This window comes from Superficieibacter electus, assembly GCF_002915575.1.
GTDB lineage: Bacteria > Pseudomonadota > Gammaproteobacteria > Enterobacterales > Enterobacteriaceae > Superficieibacter > Superficieibacter electus.
The window spans coordinates 56,367-75,201 of sequence record NZ_PQGD01000023.1 but is presented as its reverse complement, the minus strand read 5'-3'; the positions used below and the strand labels follow the sequence as shown (position 1 = coordinate 75,201).

Genomic DNA, 18,835 nt, shown 5'->3' with positions numbered 1-18,835 from the left:
TCAACCGCTGGTACAGGTCTGCAAAGGCGTGTTCGCGCCAAAATCATTGACCGTCTCAAATTTCACGCGACCATCACCAGGCGCATTAAGCATCAGGCTGCCTTTTGGCGGTACCATCGTATTAGTTTGTTTAACGTTGCCGATAGAGAACTCCACCAGCGACACGTAATAAGGTGATGGGTTAGACAGCGTGACTTTGCCATTTGCCAGATGGCAGCGCATCGCGGCAGGTGCTGCGATGGACGGTGTTGGCAGATTTTTAGGACGGATAAAAAGCTTAATCACGCTTTGCGTCGCGATTTGTAACACGTTCCCCTGGAGCTTACGTTTATCAACGGAGGGGATGGCTTTACTGTTCAGATAAAACACGCTTTCCCGGTCGGTGGGCAATGTCGGCCCGACATACATGATCCGCAGAACGTTCTCTTTTTTAGGCTGGATCACGAATAAGGGAGGGGTTATGACAAAATCGGTGGATTTTGTCCCGTCTGCATTCGCCACCCAGGACTGGATCAGAAATACGTTGCTCGCTGAAGAATTGGTGACGGGCAATGAAACTTGTTTATTCCCCTGCGGATAGATCACGCGTGTTGCACCCAGCGCCACTCCACCTGCATACGCATTTGCCGTTGTACCCATCATAATAACGCCCAGCATCAGCATGGGGGTGAAGACAATGGCCCGCAGAACAAGCCGTATAAACATCGTATTTTTCATCTTAATCGTTCTTTTTTGTCTGGCCTGCGCGGCTTATGTGCCAAAAATGCGCCGCCTCCCCCACAGGAGGAAGGCGGAAAAACAGTAACTCAGGAATAGACCATGCTGAAGGTCGCGGTGGCGGCTACGTTACCTGACGTCGCTTCACCGGTCGCAATATAGTCAACGCTCAGGGGAATGGTGTTTTCGCCATTGATCAGGGTGACCGTTGAAGAGGTGTCACCGATATTCAGAACCTGCCCGTCCGGTCCGTAAAGTTGCAGGGCAACGTTAGTCGCTGAACCTGCACCGGCGGTATTTGCCAGTGAACCCGGCTGGGTAGCATCTTCCTGACCATTAAAAATGACCGCCGCGTTCTGGCTAACGGTGGTATCACAGTCTTCCAGCTTGATGTTGAAATCTTCTTTCTGGTTGGCGACCATGCCTGCAGTCGTCAATTTGCTGGAGCGAACCTGGCTCAGCGTGACGGTCTGATCGATAGAGTCAGATGACACGGAGCAGGCAGCATCAACAACCTGGCCAACAAAATTAACGGTACCGCCGTTAACCGTCGTGGTATCTGCCTCTGCAGCCATTGCCGTTCCGCCTGCGGTGATGGCAGTGACTACCATCGCAAATAAATATTTTTTCATATACCCTCTGATAATCTTTATGTTGTGAATACGACCCTCTTATTAAATATCTGAGCAATGGCCCACCCGCCTGCCCACATATCTCTTATACTTTGGGTATAAGAAGAGATCGAGCTTAATGAAAAAGCTCTGGTCGTTGTTGGTTCTGGTCAATATGCTTTTCGATTGCTACATCAGGGAAACAGAGTTTGCCATTCGCTTTCCTGATATGAATTTTATTATTCACAACAACGAGTTAAGCTGCAATACCTGTATTGTACCTTTATAGGACCTGACTTAACCTGTTGATTTATAGCAATTAAAATAAGAATAAACTCAACAGTTGCTTAATTATATTGACCACCATATAAGATTATGCTAACAAAATAATAAACCAGGTAACTATCTACGTGTATTAATAGATATAAGTAAGGTACTGCATGCTTTCACTAATAGGCCAGGGGAAGCTTTTTCAGATCGATTAGCTTTCCTGAATCAATATTAATGTAACTGCCTTTTTTAAGTTCAGAAAGAATCTTCATGATGCGACTTTTCGATAAATTCGTGCGGCGCTGAACAAAGTTAAGAATATTGATTTGCTTGCGATAGTTTTCGGGATAAGCCCACACTTCAATCAGCAAGGTTCTGACTTTCAAATAGGAGTCAACGCCAATCATTTCCTCTTCACGGGCGCTCATGGCCATCAGCCGCTGTACCAGAATACGGGCAATGTCATGCCACAGGCCCTGCTCATCAGCAACCTTAATAAAATCAGAGACTAAAATGCTGTAACCTGTACATTCCGTTTCGGCAACAATGTAGTGTTGCGGCCATTCAGAAACGTTGTAGGATCGCGCATAGCTGTCGGTAAGCCCTAATAGTGAAGGTGCAAAGACGACACCGATTTGACGCTGGCTTTTTTGATGGCAAAAAGAGCAAATGCCTTCCTGTAGCAAAACGATTCTTAACGCTTCTTTTTCCAGTCCAAGGGGAAAAATTTCTCCTGTAGATAATGAAAGAGGAAGGCTAAAAGGAATAAAGTGCTGTAATACATTCTCAATCGCATCAAGGGGCTTAGATTTTTGAGAGAAGATAAAAGAATGCAATGAATCGTCATAAATTTTTTCTATTTTTTCAAAATTCATTTTTGACGTACAATATAATTTAAAGAATTAAGATAAAACTTAATCATATAAATATCAATTAAATAAAACTTAATTCACTTTATAGATTTCCTTATTCTAACGTAAAAATATAGTGCATTGCACATTATCACAAGAGGTATTATTTCAGACCAATAATTAAATGAGATAACCCTTAACAAAAAATAAAATAATAAATTACAAAGACCTCATATTTCTTGCGATAGTTGGTCCGAAAAATAACTTTCCGGACCATTGCGATTAAATGATGGAGCTAAAATGGGAGTATGTCAGACAAGAGAACGTGGAGAAGCGTAGTATTCACGCATTTTCTCCGCCAGCCATCCACCATCTTCACCGTTAGAGTGAATAGTCGTAATACTCACGGTAGAACCGCCGCCCCACAGAACAGAGAAGACGTTATAGTCAGGCAAATTCAACGCCTGCATTTGTCCCCAGTCGTAACCCTTATCTTTAAGCAAGAAATCGCCCACCGTGGCGACACCATAGGTTCCTTTATTCAACGCCGTGTTTTTAAGTACTGACGAGATGGCATCTATGTTTGTGCCAATGCGCGCATCGCCCATAAAAAAAGTCCCGCCCGAGGCAAAATGATTTTCACTGATTTTTGAGGTGCCCTCTTCTGCCGTCGGCATATGCCCACCGGGGATCTGCCAGAGCATCGCAGGTTTATTCAGATCTTTTGCCGCTTGCTTCACCATTCCCAGATAGTTAAGCCAGCAGGTCGCATTCCAGCCATAATGCGCCAGCGCATCCGGGCTAAAGCAATCGCGTTCAAATTTATCAAAAGCGATAAAATCAGGAACATAAGCACCACTATAAACACCCAGTTCATTGATAAAGCTGGCTATCTGTTTGCCCTGCGCCTGCGGGTCGGCGTTTTCACGCAGCACCCAGTCCGCCGTGCCTGTTGACCAGACGTTGGTTTGCCAGCCAAACGCGACATCCGGCGCAAACTGGTGCACGAGGTAGTTAATTGCCTGGACATAGCCATACAGATCGTCGCTGAACACTGGAAGCGTTGGCTCATGGTACTTCAGTACGGGGGTCAGCGCTTTTACCGCCGCGGTAAGCTGTGCATTAACCGGCACGCTATTTTTCTGCCGCAGCGCCATATAACCGTAAGGCTCCTGCTGCATTGCCCCGAGGAAATCCGGGTTGAGCACAAATGTGGCCGGGACTGGATGCGCATCATCTTTATAAGACTGCGCCGCCATGCACTGGGTAATAAAATTACCAAAATGATTACGTAACCGTTGGCTATCCTGGAGATCATTGACTGCGCTGCCCCCGCTGGCGTTAGCGGTATACACCACCATCACAGGCATAACTGGCCGCCCTGCCTCTTTTTCAATCTGGCGCACCAGCGGCACGGTTTTATGAATCGGCAACAAATCGTAATCCAGAAAACCGTCGTTGTTTATATCCATCTCTTTTGCCGGGATGGGATCGCCACCGCCGTCAAAACCGTCATATTTAAACAATGCACTGACCGGAACGTCACGATACAGCGTTGTCGTTTCCGCCGCATTCACCGTCACGCCACCGTGAGCGACATAGTCCGGCCAGCCACGCACCTGTAAAACCACACCTTTTTCAAACGCGAACGTGATCACGTTGCTGCTTTGCAATAAGCGCAGATCGGTAGTGGTTTCGCAGTGCCAGAGCGCGCCATCACAATGTACATCGGCAACCTCAACGGCGTACAACCCTGGCGCAACGCGCAGAGGAAATGCCTGCTGCTGACTGTGGCTTTCCAGGGTCAACAGATACTGATATTCTCCTTTGCCATTGCCGCTGTGCAGGCGGTAGCGCTGGGCCTGTGCGCCTTTTGGCAAACCAAGCACCGTGGCTTTTACCTCAACAAAGCCAGCAATGTCGGCATTTTTTTGCTGGTAGCCAATATTAATGACGGCCACGCGTCCTGCTTCAGGAATCGCTACTGTCGGCTGAACGGGCGTACTTATCATCTGGTTATTGATGCATGCAGGGAGCAGGCGGATTTCATAGCGTTGAGCCGCAATAAGCCGGGTGACCCGCAACGCTTCACCGGCAATCAGGGTTACCGCGCGGGCAACGGTATTATCACTGCCCCATAGTTCGGCATGGACTCTTCCACCGTTACAGGAAGGAATATCCAGCTTAAGTTTAAGCGAGGCAAAGCGCACCGCTGGCTGAAAAGTAATGTTGCACTGCTGGCTATCCTGTCCGGAGGCAAGCGTGACATACAGCAACTCTTTGACCGGGGTAATCTGCATCTCATCATTTTGCAGATTGGCAATCTTGACGGTATAGCGCCCTGCAGCAAGATCGGTAACGCTCAACGTTTGTCCCCACGCACCGCTGTAATTTTTAGTGGTTCCATCCTCAGAAATGAGATCAAGCATGGGCTGCAAACCCGCCGTCTCTTGCAGATCCGGGAAAATAAAGGTGATCGTCCCCTGACGCCCGGGATCGTGAGCCAGTGTCGCCTGCAAATCCGTAACAACGACCGGGGTTTGTGTGGCCGACAGATAGAAATCCAGCTCTGCTGTTTTACCTGCGCCCAGCTTCATGGAACGGTCATTGTTAATGGTGATGCTATTTTTTTCGACTGGCCAGCCGCCATCACTCCCCAGCTTGACGGGTTGATTGCCCATTAGCGTTCCACTAAACGTACTGTAGGGATCGGGATGCGCACTGGCGGTAAAGGTTATTTTCAACTGGTTAAGGTCAACGGCTGAAGAATAACCATTTTTCAGCGTCAGTTTGACGCGCTGATACCAGCTATTCGGGTTGATATCACTGGCGGTGAGGGTGATACCTTCACCGGTAACAGGCATCGGTTGTGGCTCGGGCTTCGGTTCGGGCTGCGGCTCGGGCTGCGGCTCGGGCTGCGGTTCGGGCTGTGGCTCGGGCTGTGGTTCGGGCTGTGGTTCGGGCTGTGGCTCATTATCGGGAACATTATCCGCGGCATCAGACGCCAGGGTGATTGTCACATCCGACAATTTTACCGGCACTTTCGCGGCGGCAAGGCTAAAAAAGAGTGTGCCACTTTTGCCTGGCATCAAGCGCAATTCACCGCTGTTATTAATCGTCATCTCAATAGCATTTAGTCTTCCCTGCGGTTGCTCACGCAGGGTCAATGGCCGATCGCCTTTCAACGTGCCGCCAAAGTTGCCCCACGGATCAGGATGCCCTGATGCCACAAAACGAATGACAGCATGATTAAGATCAACCGCACCCAGGCCCTTATTCGTCACCGTCAACGTGACCTTTTGGTACCAACTTTGTGCATTAATAGCACTGCTCTTAATAGAAATAGCCGACATGATAAATCCTCTATCCTTAGTGGAAAAAAGCCCCGGATTAGCGGGGCTTTTGCATTAACTCAATCCGGTAAATTTAAATAAGATGATTAATTAGTACGCGCCAAGATCGGTCCACGCGCTGCCTGCGCCGCAGTTCAGATCCGGCTGGTCGCCACAGGACCACCAGTTCACCTGGTAGTTATGGCCTTTCCAGCTCACAATCTCGAAGGTTCCCCAGTTTGCGCCATACACTTTGGTGGCTTCCCACTGAGCGTACGGAGCAATTTTGTCTTCCGGCGTGATATCTGCTTCGTCATCTTCTGGTGCCGGCACGATGTCATCGTCTTGCGGCTCCGGAGTAATGTCATCTTCAGCAGGTTTAGCATCGGCCTGCGCGACCACGGCAGTCAGCACGAAACGCTGCTGAGTAGACGGTTCATTCCAGCAGTCACGAACGAAGAGCGTGAACTGGAATTGCGTCTCTTCGGTGACAACAGGCACCTCAAACTCAATCACTTCTGCGGTTTTGTCTGCGACGGTGATAGCAGCAGGCACACCCCAGCTGAAGCTCAGTTCATCGTTATCTTCATCAGATGAGTTCGCGCCAGACAGTTGAATGCGGGACCCGCCAACGACACGCAGCTCAATCGCTGCTTTCGGTGCGTGGTTTACTTTCTGGCCTTTATCTTCTTCTTTTTCTTCAACATTAATGCCTTCAAAATAGAACGGCTCCATGTCGATCACTTTCTTGCTGAGCTCATAACCCAGGCCTTCACGCGCCGCGTTAACCAGCACGCCGTTATCCTGATCCACCGTCCAGGTAAACACACCGCCCAGCCCCAGACTCGCGGCATACTCGCCCTTCGCTTTCACGCTACGCGGAGTGTCCAGAGACAGGAACAGTTTGGACTGCGGGTTGTACAGATAGTCCGCGTCGGCAACCTGGTCGGTGTACACATTAAAGCCGTTACGGCCTTTCTGATTTTCCAGATCCAGGTAGTTGTAGATCACGTCGTACCATTCGGAGGTACCGGATTCGAACGTGCCGGTGGTGGTGCCTTCGCCCGGGTTGTAAGAGCCTTCCAGCGGTGAGAAGCTGGTGATTTCAGTATTACGGCTGTTACGGGTATAACCTGCGTAACCAATGTTGATACGCTCAGCCGGGAAGCCTTCCGCCAGCAGGTAATCAACGATGGTTTCTACAGCCCAGCCGCCGGCGGTCAGCGCTTTACGGTTGGTGTGGTGCGTCAGGGTTTCTGCCCACGGCGTACCGAAGAAGTCGTAGGTCATCACGTTAACGAAATCCATACCGGATTTCATCAGCGTCTTAACATCGGCATAGGCAATGTTTGCAACGACGGCAGACGCGGCAATCGAAATTTTCACATCGCTGCGGCCCGCCGCATCCAGCTGTTTACGCACTTCAGCAATCAGCGCGGCAAAGTTCGCGCCATCTTCTGCACCGTAGGGGTTACCTGCGCCTTCCACGTTCGGGTATTCCCAGTCCAGATCCACGCCGCTGAACATCGGGAACTGTTTAAACAGTTTTACCAGACCTTTAGCGAAGGTTTTACGCGAAGCATCTGTGGATGCCGTTTCATGGAAACCGTTGCTCATGGTCCAGCCGCCGATACTCATCGACAGCTCCAGGTTATGGCCCTGGGCTTTCGCTTTCGCCTGTAAGTCGCGCAGACCGCCGAGGAAACCTTTTGCATTTTGTTGAGTTACGGTTTTCGGATCAACATCCCAGCCGCTGACATCGTGACCAACGTTAATATAAGACTGGAAATCACCCCACGGGTCGAGGAAAGTGGGCTCATATTTGACCTTGCCGCACAGCTCCGCTGCTTCGGCAACTACGTCGCGATACATACCATCCACTTTGTGGAAACCAACGATGCCCACAAAGCCCGCAATAATTTTGTCATACGCCGTCGGGGAAACATTGGTCAGATCGTAACCACGTCCACGGTCATCAGCATTATCATTTCCTTCAAGACGCGCATCGTACTGAGACCAGTCGGTGAAATAGCCGAACACTTTTGGTTTCGCCGCATCTGCTTTGTACTGGTTATAGACAGGCTTAGCCACACGGGCTGAGGTATAGCTAAATTTGCTGTCCTCGGTTGCCGGGTTGAAGCCGTCTGCGGCGTTACTGGTTTCTGTCAGGGTGTCACCCTTAATTAGTTTGCTCTGGGCCATGTTAATTTCCTTTTAATTTGAATTTTTCGCAGTTCGTTCTGCGGGGTCCATAATCCATTGCTATCGGCCAATTGGCTAATCACAAAACATCACATATTCAGGTGATGCTCAATTCATTAAACTGATGCGGTCTCACAGATAAATATCTCGCCCTCAACACCCTAACCTACCTTTATGCAATGAGCTAAACCCTGGCTTTATCGAGCATATTAAATCTCATTTAAAAAGGGTTTAAATTTTATTTAATAAGGTCTCATTTTCGTGATCAACTTCCATTTTCAAATGCGGAACCCAACAAAACCGTTGAGAAACAATGGAATGAGTTAATTCTTATAACTAATATCAAAAACACACAAAACAGGATGTGACTTTCTAAAGGATGAAGTTATGAAAACCTACATAATCAATAACAACTGTATTTACAATGAAAGGAATCATGAGCTAAGAAACATCTCGAACTCATTGGTCATAAAAATGACAGCGATGCGTGCCAGATGCCTTAGTTTTATCATTGAGAACGCACAAATGGAGGTTATTGAACGCCAACAGCTCACCACAGCACTGTGGGGAAGCCGTGGTAACTTTGTAAATGATGCAAACTTAACACAAATACTCTATTTAATTCGTCGGGATCTAAAATCATTGGGTGTGAATGATTTTTTGATTACGGTGCCGCGCAAAGGAATTCAGGTTAATAACCAGATACCGGTTAAACCTGTCAATAAAGAGCGCAGAACGTACTGGCAAATGCTAAATAAAACATCAGTCAAAGTCATGCTGACTGTTGCCACTGCAGTTGCGTTAGCCGCTGCCTGTTATATGAACGTTCACTAATATTTTTGAGGGAATAAAATGAATCCGGTTATTGATGGAATTTTGATGACAGAAGGCGGCTACACGAATAATCCGAAGGATCGTGGTGGCGAAACAAATTGGGGCATTACCGAAGCGACGGCGCGGGCGCATGGCTATAAAGGCAGCATGTATGATATGACGCGAATTGATGCCTATACCATACTGGAAAATGAATACTGGGTAAAACCAGGATTTGATCTCATCTCTGAAGTCTCATGGCCTATCGCGTTCGAGCTTTGTGATGCCGCCGTCAATATCGGGCCACGGCTTCCGTGTCTATGGTTACAACGCTGGCTCAATGCGCTAAATCGTGAGCAGAAAAATTACCATGATATTAAAGTCGATGGCCACATCGGCCCACTCACTATCAGTGCGCTCAAGGCTTTTCTCGGCTGGCGCGGGAACGAGGGAATGCATGTGCTGGTTGAGGCGCTGAACTGTAGCCAGGGTGCGTACTACCTGACCATTACGGAAGAGCGTTCGCAAAATGAGGAGTTTATTTATGGATGGATTAAAAATCGCGTTGCATAAAAAATAACGACCATAAAACGCTAACAGAGGCTACCATAGCCTCTGTTTTTCAGAACCGATATAGCTTACTTCCTTATTTAAGCGGACTATTATCTTCTATGGATTTTTTTAGCTTCTCACCTAAAAATTTCAGGATGGGCGCGGCAAAAACACCGCCAATACCTGCGGAGAGTAAAACCATATTAAAATTAAATCCTTTTTCAACGGCGATTGCGCTTAATAAAAGGCTGGTAAAACAAGATATGACAATTTGCGTTAAACAACTCATTATGCCTTTTTGTATGCTTTCATTTTTTTTCTTGCCAGATTTAATTAAATAACTAACAAAACCGCCCCATGCGCCGGTAGCTACTACTGTCACCAGTATTTCCATTTCCAGCAACACAACTTCTGAGGTTTCAATATGGTTAGAAATCGACATTTTTAACTCCTGTATTAAAATGAACACCAAGGAATTTAAAACAAAACATTGTGGAAAAATAATAAAAAAACATCACCTGGCAATAAATTTTTTAGTGATGTATAAATACCCCTCCTCTAACGCCTGAATGAGGAAAGCGTGTGGAACATGTCCACTAATTCCTTAATCTCCTTTTTCTTACTGCTTTTCTTATTCCATGAAGCGTAAACGTTAAGCGGCTTAAAGACGAGTTCCGGGGGCGGTTGAACCATCTTGATAGCATAACGACGCTGGTTTTTATAAAAATGAGCCAGCTTTAATGGTAAGAGAGCAATCAATGAGGTGCTCTCAATGATACTGACGATGCCACTTATTGAATCACTGCGGTATCCTTTGATCCGATATCCTTTGTATTCATCATCTTTTTCATGCAGATCGTTATCATTAATCATGACAGGGGAGAAAATTCCTGATTGATAAATAGCATGACGTGCGGAATAGAAATTATGCAAACTGAGTTGCGATAACTCACTGAGGATGTTGTCGGTACTGCAAATGCAGACAAAATTTTTAAAGCTATCGATAAGTTGATTATCCACACTGGGATCAATGATAGCCTCAGGGCTGATAACAAGATCACAATCTCCGACGCCTAATAAATGATTGATTTCATTTTTATCCAGATTCCGCGAGGAAAAGTGGCGGAGTGAAAAACGCTCAAAAATATCATCTTCATATAATTGAGAAAGATAATAGTTTTCAACGATTTCACTGCCCATAATGGTGATTTTTGGATTTTTTGCCGCGACAGATTCTGCCGCTAACGTCCCCTTAACCAGCTCCATGGCATGCCGGAACGCCTGGTGAATTTCGAGGGCCTTTGCCGTTGGGATTAGACCGTCCTTACCTCTGACAAACAATTCCTGTTCATAAAAGCCCTGAAGGCGGCTTAGTGCCAGAGAAATGGCCGCTGGCGTAACAGATAATTTTTTGGCGGCTTTAGTGGCATTGCCTGCTGAAATGACAGCATCAAGCACTTTGATTAAGTTATAATCAAACTCCTTATTGTCACTTTTTGAGCCCATCCATTGTCAGCCTCTAAAATTTAAAAAATGCAATATAGATAATACTCAAAATAATGCAAATAACAGTTCATCAAAAAATAAATAAATTACATTAATGAGAAATCGTTTCTTTTTAAAAACAATCAATCCACAAAATCACTCTACTAAAACAACATTTTTATTTAGCTAAACGAAATATCATTTTTAATAAAACTAAAAGTTGAGACATCATCCCTGGCGGATGGTGTATGCCATAACGTTAAAAAGAGTGAAACAGGCAAGGGACTGCCTTTATGGCTGGAGAACGGGCAAAAAAAAGCCTGAGGGAAAACGCTCAGGCTTGCGAAGAGAGGGAATGGTTAACGCGTCAAATCATCAAAAAACTTCTTTACACCATCAAAGAAGCTTTTAGAGCGTGGGCTGTTATGCTCGCCGGTTGGACCGCCAAAACTGTCCTGCAACTCTTTCAACAGTTGTTTCTGTTTATCGTTAAGGCCTACCGGCGTTTCGACAACAACCCGGCACAGCAGGTCGCCCTGCGCTCCACCGCGCACCGACTTCACTCCTTTGCCACGCATGCGGAACAGCTTACCGGTCTGCGTTTCGCCCGGTACTTTCAGCTTCACGCGTCCATCCAGCGTCGGTACTTCGATTTCACCACCCAGTGCCGCCATGGCAAAGTTGATCGGCACTTCGCAATACAGGTTATTACCTTCGCGCTCGAAGATGGGGTGCTGTTTTACCTGTACCTGAACGTACAGATCGCCCGCCGGTGCGCCGTGTTCGCCTGCTTCACCTTCGCCCGACAGACGAATGCGGTCGCCGGTATCCACGCCCGCCGGAATTTTCACGGACAGCGTTTTGCTCTTTTCAACACGACCGTGACCGTGGCATTTCGTGCAGGGATCTTTAATCAGCGTACCGCGTCCCTGGCAGTGTGGACACGCCTGCTGAACCGCGAAGAAACCCTGGCGCATTTGCACCTGGCCGGAACCATGACAGGTCGGACAGGTCTGCGGCTGCGTGCCGGGTTTGGCCCCGCTGCCGTGGCAGATGTCACACTCTTCCAGCGTCGGGATGCGGATTTCTTTGGTCACGCCACGCACCGCTTCTTCCAGCGTCAGATCCATGTTATAGCGGAGATCGGCACCACGAGAGGCACGCTGACGCCCCCGGCCACCGCCGAAGATATCGCCAAAAACGTCGCCAAAGATATCGCCAAAGTCCGCGCCGCCGCCGCCAAAACCGCCGCCACCGCCCATGCCGCCCTGCTCAAACGCGGCATGACCGTATTGATCGTAGGCAGCACGTTTCTGCGCATCGGTCAGAATTTCATACGCTTCTTTGATTTCTTTAAATTTTGCTTCGGCGTCTTTATCACCCTGATTGCGGTCCGGGTGATACTTCATCGCCAGGCGTTTATACGCCTTTTTGATTTCACGCTCTTCCGCTGTTCTGGGAACGCCTAAAACCTCGTAATAATCTTGTTTCGCCATTGTCTTTTTCAGCCCCTAACATGCGAGCACGGGCGGAGAGGAAACCTCTTCGCCCGTGCCAGTTCATAACCCATTCAAAGGGCGATTATTTTTTGTCTTTTACTTCTTCAAACTCAGCGTCGACCACATCGTCATCCTGCGCGTTGTTTGCCGAAGCATCAGCGCCAGCCTGCTGCTGTGCGTGCTGTTGCTGAGCGATTTCCATCAGCTTCTGAGAAACCTGCGCCAGCGCCTGCATCTTCGCTTCAATATCTGCTTTGTCTTCACCTTTCAGCGACGTTTCCAGCGCGCTCAGTGCAGACTCGATCGCGGTTTTGTCATCTGCTGGCAGCTGGTCGCCGGCTTCCTCAACCTGCTTACGGGTGCTATGCAGCAAGTGATCACCCTGGTTGCGGGTCTGCACCAGCTCTTCAAACTTACGGTCTGATTCTGCGTTTGCTTCCGCTTCGCGGACCATCTTCGCAATCTCTTCTTCATTCAGACCAGAAGACGCCTTGATGGTGATTTTCTGCTCTTTACCGCTATTTTTATCTTTCGCGGAAACGTGCAGGATACCATCAGCGTCGATGTCGAAGGTGACTTCAATCTGCGGCATACCGCGCGGCGCAGGCTGAATACCATCCAGGTTAAACTGACCCAGATCTTTGTTATCCGATGCGCGTTTACGCTCACCCTGCAGCACATGGATGGTCACCGCAGACTGGTTGTCTTCAGCGGTAGAGAACACCTGGCTGTGCTTGGTCGGGATAGTAGTATTTTTGCTGATAAGCGGAGTCATTACGCCGCCCATGGTTTCGATACCCAGCGACAGCGGGGTTACGTCCAGCAGCAGTACGTCTTTCACTTCACCTGTCAGTACACCACCCTGAACCGCTGCGCCGATAGCGACAGCTTCATCCGGGTTAACGTCTTTACGCGGTTCTTTACCAAAGAACTCAGCAACTTTCTTCTGCACCATTGGCATACGAGTCTGACCACCAACCAGGATTACATCCTGAACGTCGGAGACGGACAGACCAGCATCCTGCAGGGCAACTTTCAGCGGCTCGATGGAACGGTTCACCAGGTCTTCTACCAGGCTTTCCAGTTTCGCACGGGTCACTTTGATGTTCATGTGTTTCGGACCGGTGGCATCTGCGGTGATATACGGCAGGTTTACATCGGTCTGCTGCGCGGAAGAAAGCTCGATTTTCGCTTTTTCTGCGGCTTCTTTCAGGCGCTGCATCGCCAGCGGGTCGTTACGCAGGTCAATGCCCTGATCTTTCTTAAATTCTTCAACCAGGTAGTTGATCATGCGGCTGTCAAAGTCTTCGCCACCGAGGTGGGTATCACCGTTGGTTGCCAGAACTTCGAAGGTTTTTTCGCCGTCAACGTCGTCGATTTCGATAATAGAGATATCGAAAGTACCACCGCCGAGGTCATAAACTGCGATGGTGCGGTTGCCCACTTCTTTATCCAGACCGTAGGCCAGTGCGGCTGCGGTCGGTTCGTTGATGATACGTTTAACTTCCAGGCCCGCGATACGGCCAGCATCTTTGGTTGCCTGACGCTGCGCATCGTTGAAGTAAGCCGGCACGGTAATAACGGCTTCAGTAACCGTTTCACCGAGGTAATCTTCCGCCGTTTTCTTCATTTTCTTCAGCACTTCAGCTGAGATTTGCGGCGGTGCCATTTTCTGGCCTTTGACATCAAGCCATGCGTCGCCGTTGTCGGCGGCGATGATTTTGTACGGCATGATGGATACATCACGCTGTACTTCTTCATCCTGGAAGCGGCGGCCAATCAGGCGTTTAATCGCAAACAGGGTGTTTTGCGGGTTTGTCACTGCCTGACGCTTAGCCGGCTGACCAACCAGAGTTTCACCATCCTGAGTATATGCAATGATAGAAGGCGTAGTACGATCGCCCTCTGCGTTCTCCAGCACGCGCGCCGTCGTGCCATCCATGATCGCTATACAAGAGTTAGTTGTACCCAGGTCGATACCAATAATTTTACCCATCTAAACGTCTCCACTAAAAATTCGGTCATCATGTGGTTGTGAACCTGTAATAAGGGCGAAACGTGCGGTTTCAACTACCTTAAATCGTTTTTTTTTCAGGTTCACTCACTGCGGTTGAGTACAAGATGGGGTCGCTACGTCCCGCATCAAGGGGGGACGTGAAAAAAATTTTGCTCACGGCAGCAATGACGATGCGCACGCCTCCCGTCGTTTGGCCGTTCGCTCTCAAAGACCAAACACATTTAAATAGTGAATATATTACGCGAATATATTCATCGAATAATTGAAATAATCAGAAAGCATTGTGAACTCGAATGCGGGCAAGCTTAGGTGTTAAAATATGCCGCCCATTAATACACCACCTAATTTGTCTTGCCAAAGGAATAAAAATGAACCGGATGTTAAAGCTGTCGTCATGCTTATTATTAGGGTTATTAACCAGCCTGCCCGCGCTGGCTAATGATCATAAAGTGATGGGCATTATTGCGATGCCACGCAATGATACTAACGATCTTACGCTAAAGATGCCCGTTTGCCGCATAGTAAAACGCATTCAAATCAAGGTTGATCATGGTGATGTGCAGATCAGCGGTGCTTCTGTGTACTTTAAAGCGTCAAGAAGCGCCAGCCAGAGTCTGAACGTTCCGTCCACCTTAAAAGAAGGCGACACCACAGACTGGATCAATATCAATAGCGATAACGACAATAAGCGCTGCGTTGAGAAATTCGTTTTTTCTGGTCATACCGTGAACTCCTCCGATATGGCACGCTTAAAAATTATTGGCGATGATTAATTATTAACAGTCCATTTTGCTAACGTTATTTATTGGACATTAACATTCATGAATGTCACTTATTTAGAAGACAGCGATCTGAGTTTTTTGCAGCACTGCAGTGAAGAGCAACTGGCCGATTTTGCTCATTTACTCACCCATAATAGTAAAGATAAACCGCGACTTTCCAGCGTCTTGCTGCGCAATGAACTTTATCAGTCCATGGAAGGTCATCCGGAGCGTCATCGTCGTAGCTGGAAATTGATTGCCGGAGAACTCCAGCATTTCGGTGGAGATAGCATCGCTAATAAGCTGCGTGGCCACGGTAAACTGTATCGGACTATCCTGCTGGATGTCTGTCATCGCCTTAAGCTGAAGGCAGAAAAAAACCAGTCCATCGTTGAAATCGAGCAGAGCCTGCTGGAGCATTTTCTGCGCAATACGTGGAAGAAAATGACTGAGGAGCAAAAAGCCCAGTTTTTTGCCGCAGTTGAGGTCAAAGTTACGGAACTGGAAGAGATTTTACCCTTGCTGCTTAAGGATAAAAAACTGATTGGCGGCGTTTCGTTACTGCTTTCCGGCCAGTTGAACCGTATCCTGCATACCCATGCTGCTATCAGCGTAATTGGGCACGGCTTGCTGCGTGGTGCTGGCCTTGGCGGCCCGGTTGGCGCGGCGTTAAACAGCGTGAAAGCCGTCAGCGGTACCGCTTATCGCGTGACCATCCCCGCCGTATTACGAATCGCCTGCCTGCGCAGATTAATTGCGGCGCAACAATCCTGATTTGTCCATCCTTCAATGGGGTAAAAAATCACCGTTTTACCCCCGGTAGATCATAGACAGCGCATATACGTACGATTATGATGCTGCGCCCTCCCCCTCGCGGGCTGGATGGGCGAACGCTTTCTACATATAAATCGATGAATTTTGAGGAATTATGGGCAACACGACGTTGGCTAATCCGGCTCCGCTGGGCTTAATGGGCTTCGGCATGACAACTATTCTGCTGAATCTGCATAATGCGGGCATTTTTCCCTTTGACGGAATTATTCTGGCAATGGGCATTTTTTACGGGGGCATCGCGCAGATCTTCACCGGTCTGCTGGAATTTAAAAAGGGGAACACCTTTGGCCTGGTGTCCTTTACTTCTTATGGCTCCTTCTGGCTGACGCTGGTCGCCATTTTGCTGCTGCCAAAAATGGGCTTAAGCGACGCGCCTGACGCGCAGTTCCTGGGTGCCTATCTGGGGTTATGGGGCGTATTCACGCTGTTTATGTTCTTCGGTACGCTGAAAGGCGCAAGAGCATTACAGTTTGTTTTCCTGAGCCTGGCTGTACTGTTTGCCCTGCTGGCGGTCGGCAATATCGGCGGCAATGAAGGCATTATCCATATTGCTGGCTGGGTGGGTATGATCTGTGGCGCAAGCGCAATTTATCTGGCCATGGCCGAAGTGCTGAATGAGCAGTTTGGCCGTACCGTATTGCCAATCGGCGAGAAGCATTAATAATGATGCAGGCGGGTACCCCGGTACCCGCCTGCTGATCATGAACGCTGTAACAGTGTCTTCGAATGGTCTTCGCCAACATCCTGCTTTAATACCATTCCCAGCGCGATGCCCATCAGTGATAACCCCAGAATGTACCAGGCCGGAGCCATCGGCGAAACGCCCATCAGCATGGTCACCGCTATCGGCGTCAGGCCGCCAAAAATGGCATAAGACACATTGTAAGAAAACGAAATACCGGAAAAGCGTACTGCGGGTGGGAAAGCCTTAACCATGACATATGGAACCGCACCCACAACGCCAACACACAGCCCGACGAGGCCGTACAGCAGAAAAAGCCACGCCGGATACACGCCAGCGAGGTGATAAAACATCCATCCCGAGCAGGCCAGCATCGCGCTACCAATGATAAATGTCTTACTGGCACCAAAACGATCGACCGCCAGTCCGGCAATAAGGCAACCAAAACAAAGCATGACCGTGGCGATACTGTTCGCCTGCAAGGTTAATGCGGGTGCAAAGCCGTACTGTTTTTGCAGCCAGACCGGTGACATCAGGATCACCACCACAATTCCGGCAGAAAGTAACCAGGTCAGCAACATGGAGATGATCACCGCTTTTTTATGCCTGACGAGCGCGGCTTTCACCGGTAGCTCCTGTGCCAGCACTTTACGCTGCTGCATCTCCATAAAGATGGGGGTTTCTTGTAACCAGCGGCGCAGATACATGGCAATCAGCCCAAACGCGCCCCCCAGCAGGAACGGCAACCGCCAGCCAATCTCATGGATGGTTTGTTGACTCATTGCGGTATTAATGAGGGTTGCCACCACCGAGCCGAGCAGTATGCCAACCGTAAGCCCGGCGGTCAGCGTGCCACAGGCGATGCCGATGCGGTGCTCCGGAACATGTTCGGCCACGAAGACCCATGCCCCCGGCACCTCTCCCCCGATGGCGGCCCCTTGCAGAATGCGCATGAGCAGCAGGAGCACCGGTGCGGCCAGCCCCGCTGTGGCATAAGTAGGCAGCAGTCCTATCGCCAGCGTCGGCACCGCCATTAGCAGAATGCTCAGGGTGAACATCTTTTTACGGCCAACCAAATCGCCGAAATGGGCCATCACAATTCCACCCAGCGGCCGCGCCAGATAACCGGCAGCAAAGATGCCAAATGTCTGCACCTGGCGCAGCCATTCAGGAATATGTTCAGGAAAGAAAAGATCGCCGACAACCGCAGCAAAGAAAACAAAAATAATAAAATCATAAAACTCCAGCGCGCCACCAAGGGCGGCGAGCGTCAGCGTTTTATAATCCTGGCGATTCAGAGTCCGTGCGTTTGTAGACATAACCGGCCATTCTTAGCAGGAAAACAGGCCTACCATACTATGTAAATTAAAAATTACTGTATAGTAAATAAATCGCTACAATGCAGACTCTTCATAACCCAGGTTGTTAAATCCGTATCAGACTGTAATATCGCGTATTGCGCTCTTCGGGCGAAACGCCGCCACGACCCGGCAGTCGGTTTCAATATAAGGCCCTTCCAACAACTGTATACAATACGGTACGCTTGCGAAAATACCTGGCACTATAGCGTTACCCTCAGCGTCTTTAACGCCTTCCAGTGTTTCCTGAATAGATTTAGGCTGCCCCGGCAAATTGAGGATGAGTGCCTGCTTGCGGATAACGCCCACCTGACGGGAAAGAATGGCGGTCGGCACGAATTGCAGGCTAATTTGCCGCATCTGCTCGCCAAAACCGGGCATCTCACGATCGGCCACGGCCAGCGTCGCGTCCGGGGTCACATCACGACGCGACGGACCGGTCCCGCCGGTGGTCAGCACCAGGTGGCAGCTCATTTCATCCACCAGCTCGCACAGCGTTTGCTCAATGATGCTTTGCTCATCGGGAATTAAACGGGTCTGAATTTCGTAAGGAGTCGTGAGCGCTTTTTTCAGCCAGTCTTCAAGTGCAGGGATGCCTTTGTCCTGATAAACGCCGCTGGAGGCGCGATCGGAGATGGACACTAAGCCAATGCGTAAGGTATTCATGATTATTCCCTTCAAGGATGCTATTTCCAGGAATAATACACGCGAACGTCACGTAATTCGACGCATCCGCGCAACGGACATACTGCGTTTTACGAGCGTGCACGCAAACTACCGATCCTTTTTTTATTTCCACTATCGCCTGACCTTCACCAGTGACAGGATATTGCCAGCTCATTCCATGGACG

The 18,835-nt window shown here is 48.9% G+C and carries 16 protein-coding genes; 5 read left to right on the top strand and 11 right to left on the bottom strand.

Annotated elements, in window-relative coordinates; all coding sequences use genetic code 11:
• The 5 genes from CHU32_RS22835 to CHU32_RS22815 form a co-directional block, all read right to left on the bottom strand.
• Positions 1 to 705, bottom strand: coding sequence for a fimbria/pilus periplasmic chaperone (locus CHU32_RS22835; RefSeq protein WP_176691712.1), 705 nt, complete (start codon positions 703 to 705; stop codon positions 1 to 3).
• Positions 706 to 806: 101 nt separating this feature from the next.
• A complete protein-coding gene (locus CHU32_RS22830) occupies positions 807 to 1,349 on the bottom strand; it encodes a fimbrial protein BcfA (RefSeq protein ID WP_103678319.1) in 543 nt (180 codons plus the stop codon).
• A gap of 428 nt (positions 1,350 to 1,777) precedes the next feature.
• Complete coding sequence (locus tag CHU32_RS22825) at positions 1,778 to 2,473, bottom strand: winged helix-turn-helix transcriptional regulator (protein WP_103678320.1); 696 nt, start codon at positions 2,471 to 2,473, stop codon at positions 1,778 to 1,780.
• Between the two features lie 287 nt (positions 2,474 to 2,760).
• Positions 2,761 to 5,802: a chitinase gene (locus CHU32_RS22820; RefSeq protein ID WP_103678321.1), complete on the bottom strand. Its 3,042-nt coding sequence runs from the start codon at positions 5,800 to 5,802 to the stop codon at positions 2,761 to 2,763.
• Between the two features lie 90 nt (positions 5,803 to 5,892).
• On the bottom strand, positions 5,893 to 7,983 hold the full coding sequence (locus tag CHU32_RS22815) for a glycoside hydrolase family 18 protein (protein WP_103678322.1): 2,091 nt from the start codon (positions 7,981 to 7,983) through the stop codon (positions 5,893 to 5,895).
• Positions 7,984 to 8,370: 387 nt separating this feature from the next.
• Here CHU32_RS22815 and CHU32_RS22810 point away from each other — a divergent pair, with 387 nt between their 5' ends.
• Both CHU32_RS22810 and CHU32_RS22805 read left to right on the top strand, forming a co-directional pair.
• Complete coding sequence (locus CHU32_RS22810) at positions 8,371 to 8,817, top strand: winged helix-turn-helix domain-containing protein (protein ID WP_103678323.1); 447 nt, start codon at positions 8,371 to 8,373, stop codon at positions 8,815 to 8,817.
• 18 nt (positions 8,818 to 8,835) lie between these two features.
• Entirely contained in the window at positions 8,836 to 9,369 is a 534-nt protein-coding gene (locus tag CHU32_RS22805) for a glycoside hydrolase family 108 protein (protein ID WP_103678324.1), read from the top strand.
• A gap of 73 nt (positions 9,370 to 9,442) precedes the next feature.
• Here CHU32_RS22805 and CHU32_RS22800 read toward each other — a convergent pair whose 3' ends face one another.
• The 4 genes from CHU32_RS22800 to dnaK all read right to left on the bottom strand — a co-directional run bounded on the left by CHU32_RS22800 (position 9,443) and on the right by dnaK (position 14,328).
• Positions 9,443 to 9,790, bottom strand: a complete 348-nt coding sequence (locus tag CHU32_RS22800) for a phage holin family protein (protein WP_103678325.1) — start codon at positions 9,788 to 9,790, stop codon at positions 9,443 to 9,445.
• A gap of 116 nt (positions 9,791 to 9,906) precedes the next feature.
• Positions 9,907 to 10,854 carry a LysR family transcriptional regulator gene (locus CHU32_RS22795; protein WP_103678326.1) on the bottom strand — a complete coding sequence of 316 codons (948 nt, stop codon included), beginning with the start codon at positions 10,852 to 10,854 and terminating at the stop codon, positions 9,907 to 9,909.
• A 338-nt stretch (positions 10,855 to 11,192) separates the two neighbouring features.
• Positions 11,193 to 12,329 (bottom strand): molecular chaperone DnaJ, encoded by a 1,137-nt coding sequence (gene dnaJ, locus CHU32_RS22790; protein ID WP_103750934.1) that lies wholly within the window; start codon positions 12,327 to 12,329, stop codon positions 11,193 to 11,195.
• 85 nt (positions 12,330 to 12,414) lie between these two features.
• Positions 12,415 to 14,328 carry a molecular chaperone DnaK gene (dnaK, locus tag CHU32_RS22785; protein WP_103678328.1) on the bottom strand — a complete coding sequence of 638 codons (1,914 nt, stop codon included), beginning with the start codon at positions 14,326 to 14,328 and terminating at the stop codon, positions 12,415 to 12,417.
• A 389-nt stretch (positions 14,329 to 14,717) separates the two neighbouring features.
• Between dnaK and CHU32_RS22780 the strand changes: the two genes are divergently transcribed.
• From CHU32_RS22780 to satP, 3 genes are all read left to right on the top strand, one after another.
• A complete protein-coding gene (locus tag CHU32_RS22780) occupies positions 14,718 to 15,122 on the top strand; it encodes a DUF2541 family protein (RefSeq protein ID WP_103678329.1) in 405 nt (134 codons plus the stop codon).
• A 48-nt stretch (positions 15,123 to 15,170) separates the two neighbouring features.
• Positions 15,171 to 15,884, top strand: coding sequence for an acidic protein MsyB (msyB, locus tag CHU32_RS22775; protein WP_103678330.1), 714 nt, complete (start codon positions 15,171 to 15,173; stop codon positions 15,882 to 15,884).
• A 154-nt stretch (positions 15,885 to 16,038) separates the two neighbouring features.
• Positions 16,039 to 16,605: an acetate uptake transporter gene (satP, locus tag CHU32_RS22770; protein ID WP_103678331.1), complete on the top strand. Its 567-nt coding sequence runs from the start codon at positions 16,039 to 16,041 to the stop codon at positions 16,603 to 16,605.
• 38 nt (positions 16,606 to 16,643) lie between these two features.
• Here satP and CHU32_RS22765 read toward each other — a convergent pair whose 3' ends face one another.
• On the bottom strand, positions 16,644 to 17,945 hold the full coding sequence (locus CHU32_RS22765; RefSeq protein WP_103678332.1) for an MFS transporter: 1,302 nt from the start codon (positions 17,943 to 17,945) through the stop codon (positions 16,644 to 16,646).
• A 117-nt stretch (positions 17,946 to 18,062) separates the two neighbouring features.
• The gene (mog, locus tag CHU32_RS22760; protein ID WP_103678333.1) at positions 18,063 to 18,650 is read right to left on the bottom strand and encodes a molybdopterin adenylyltransferase; all 588 of its coding nucleotides are present in this window, start codon (positions 18,648 to 18,650) and stop codon (positions 18,063 to 18,065) included.
• Between the last annotated feature and the right edge of the window lie 185 nt (positions 18,651 to 18,835).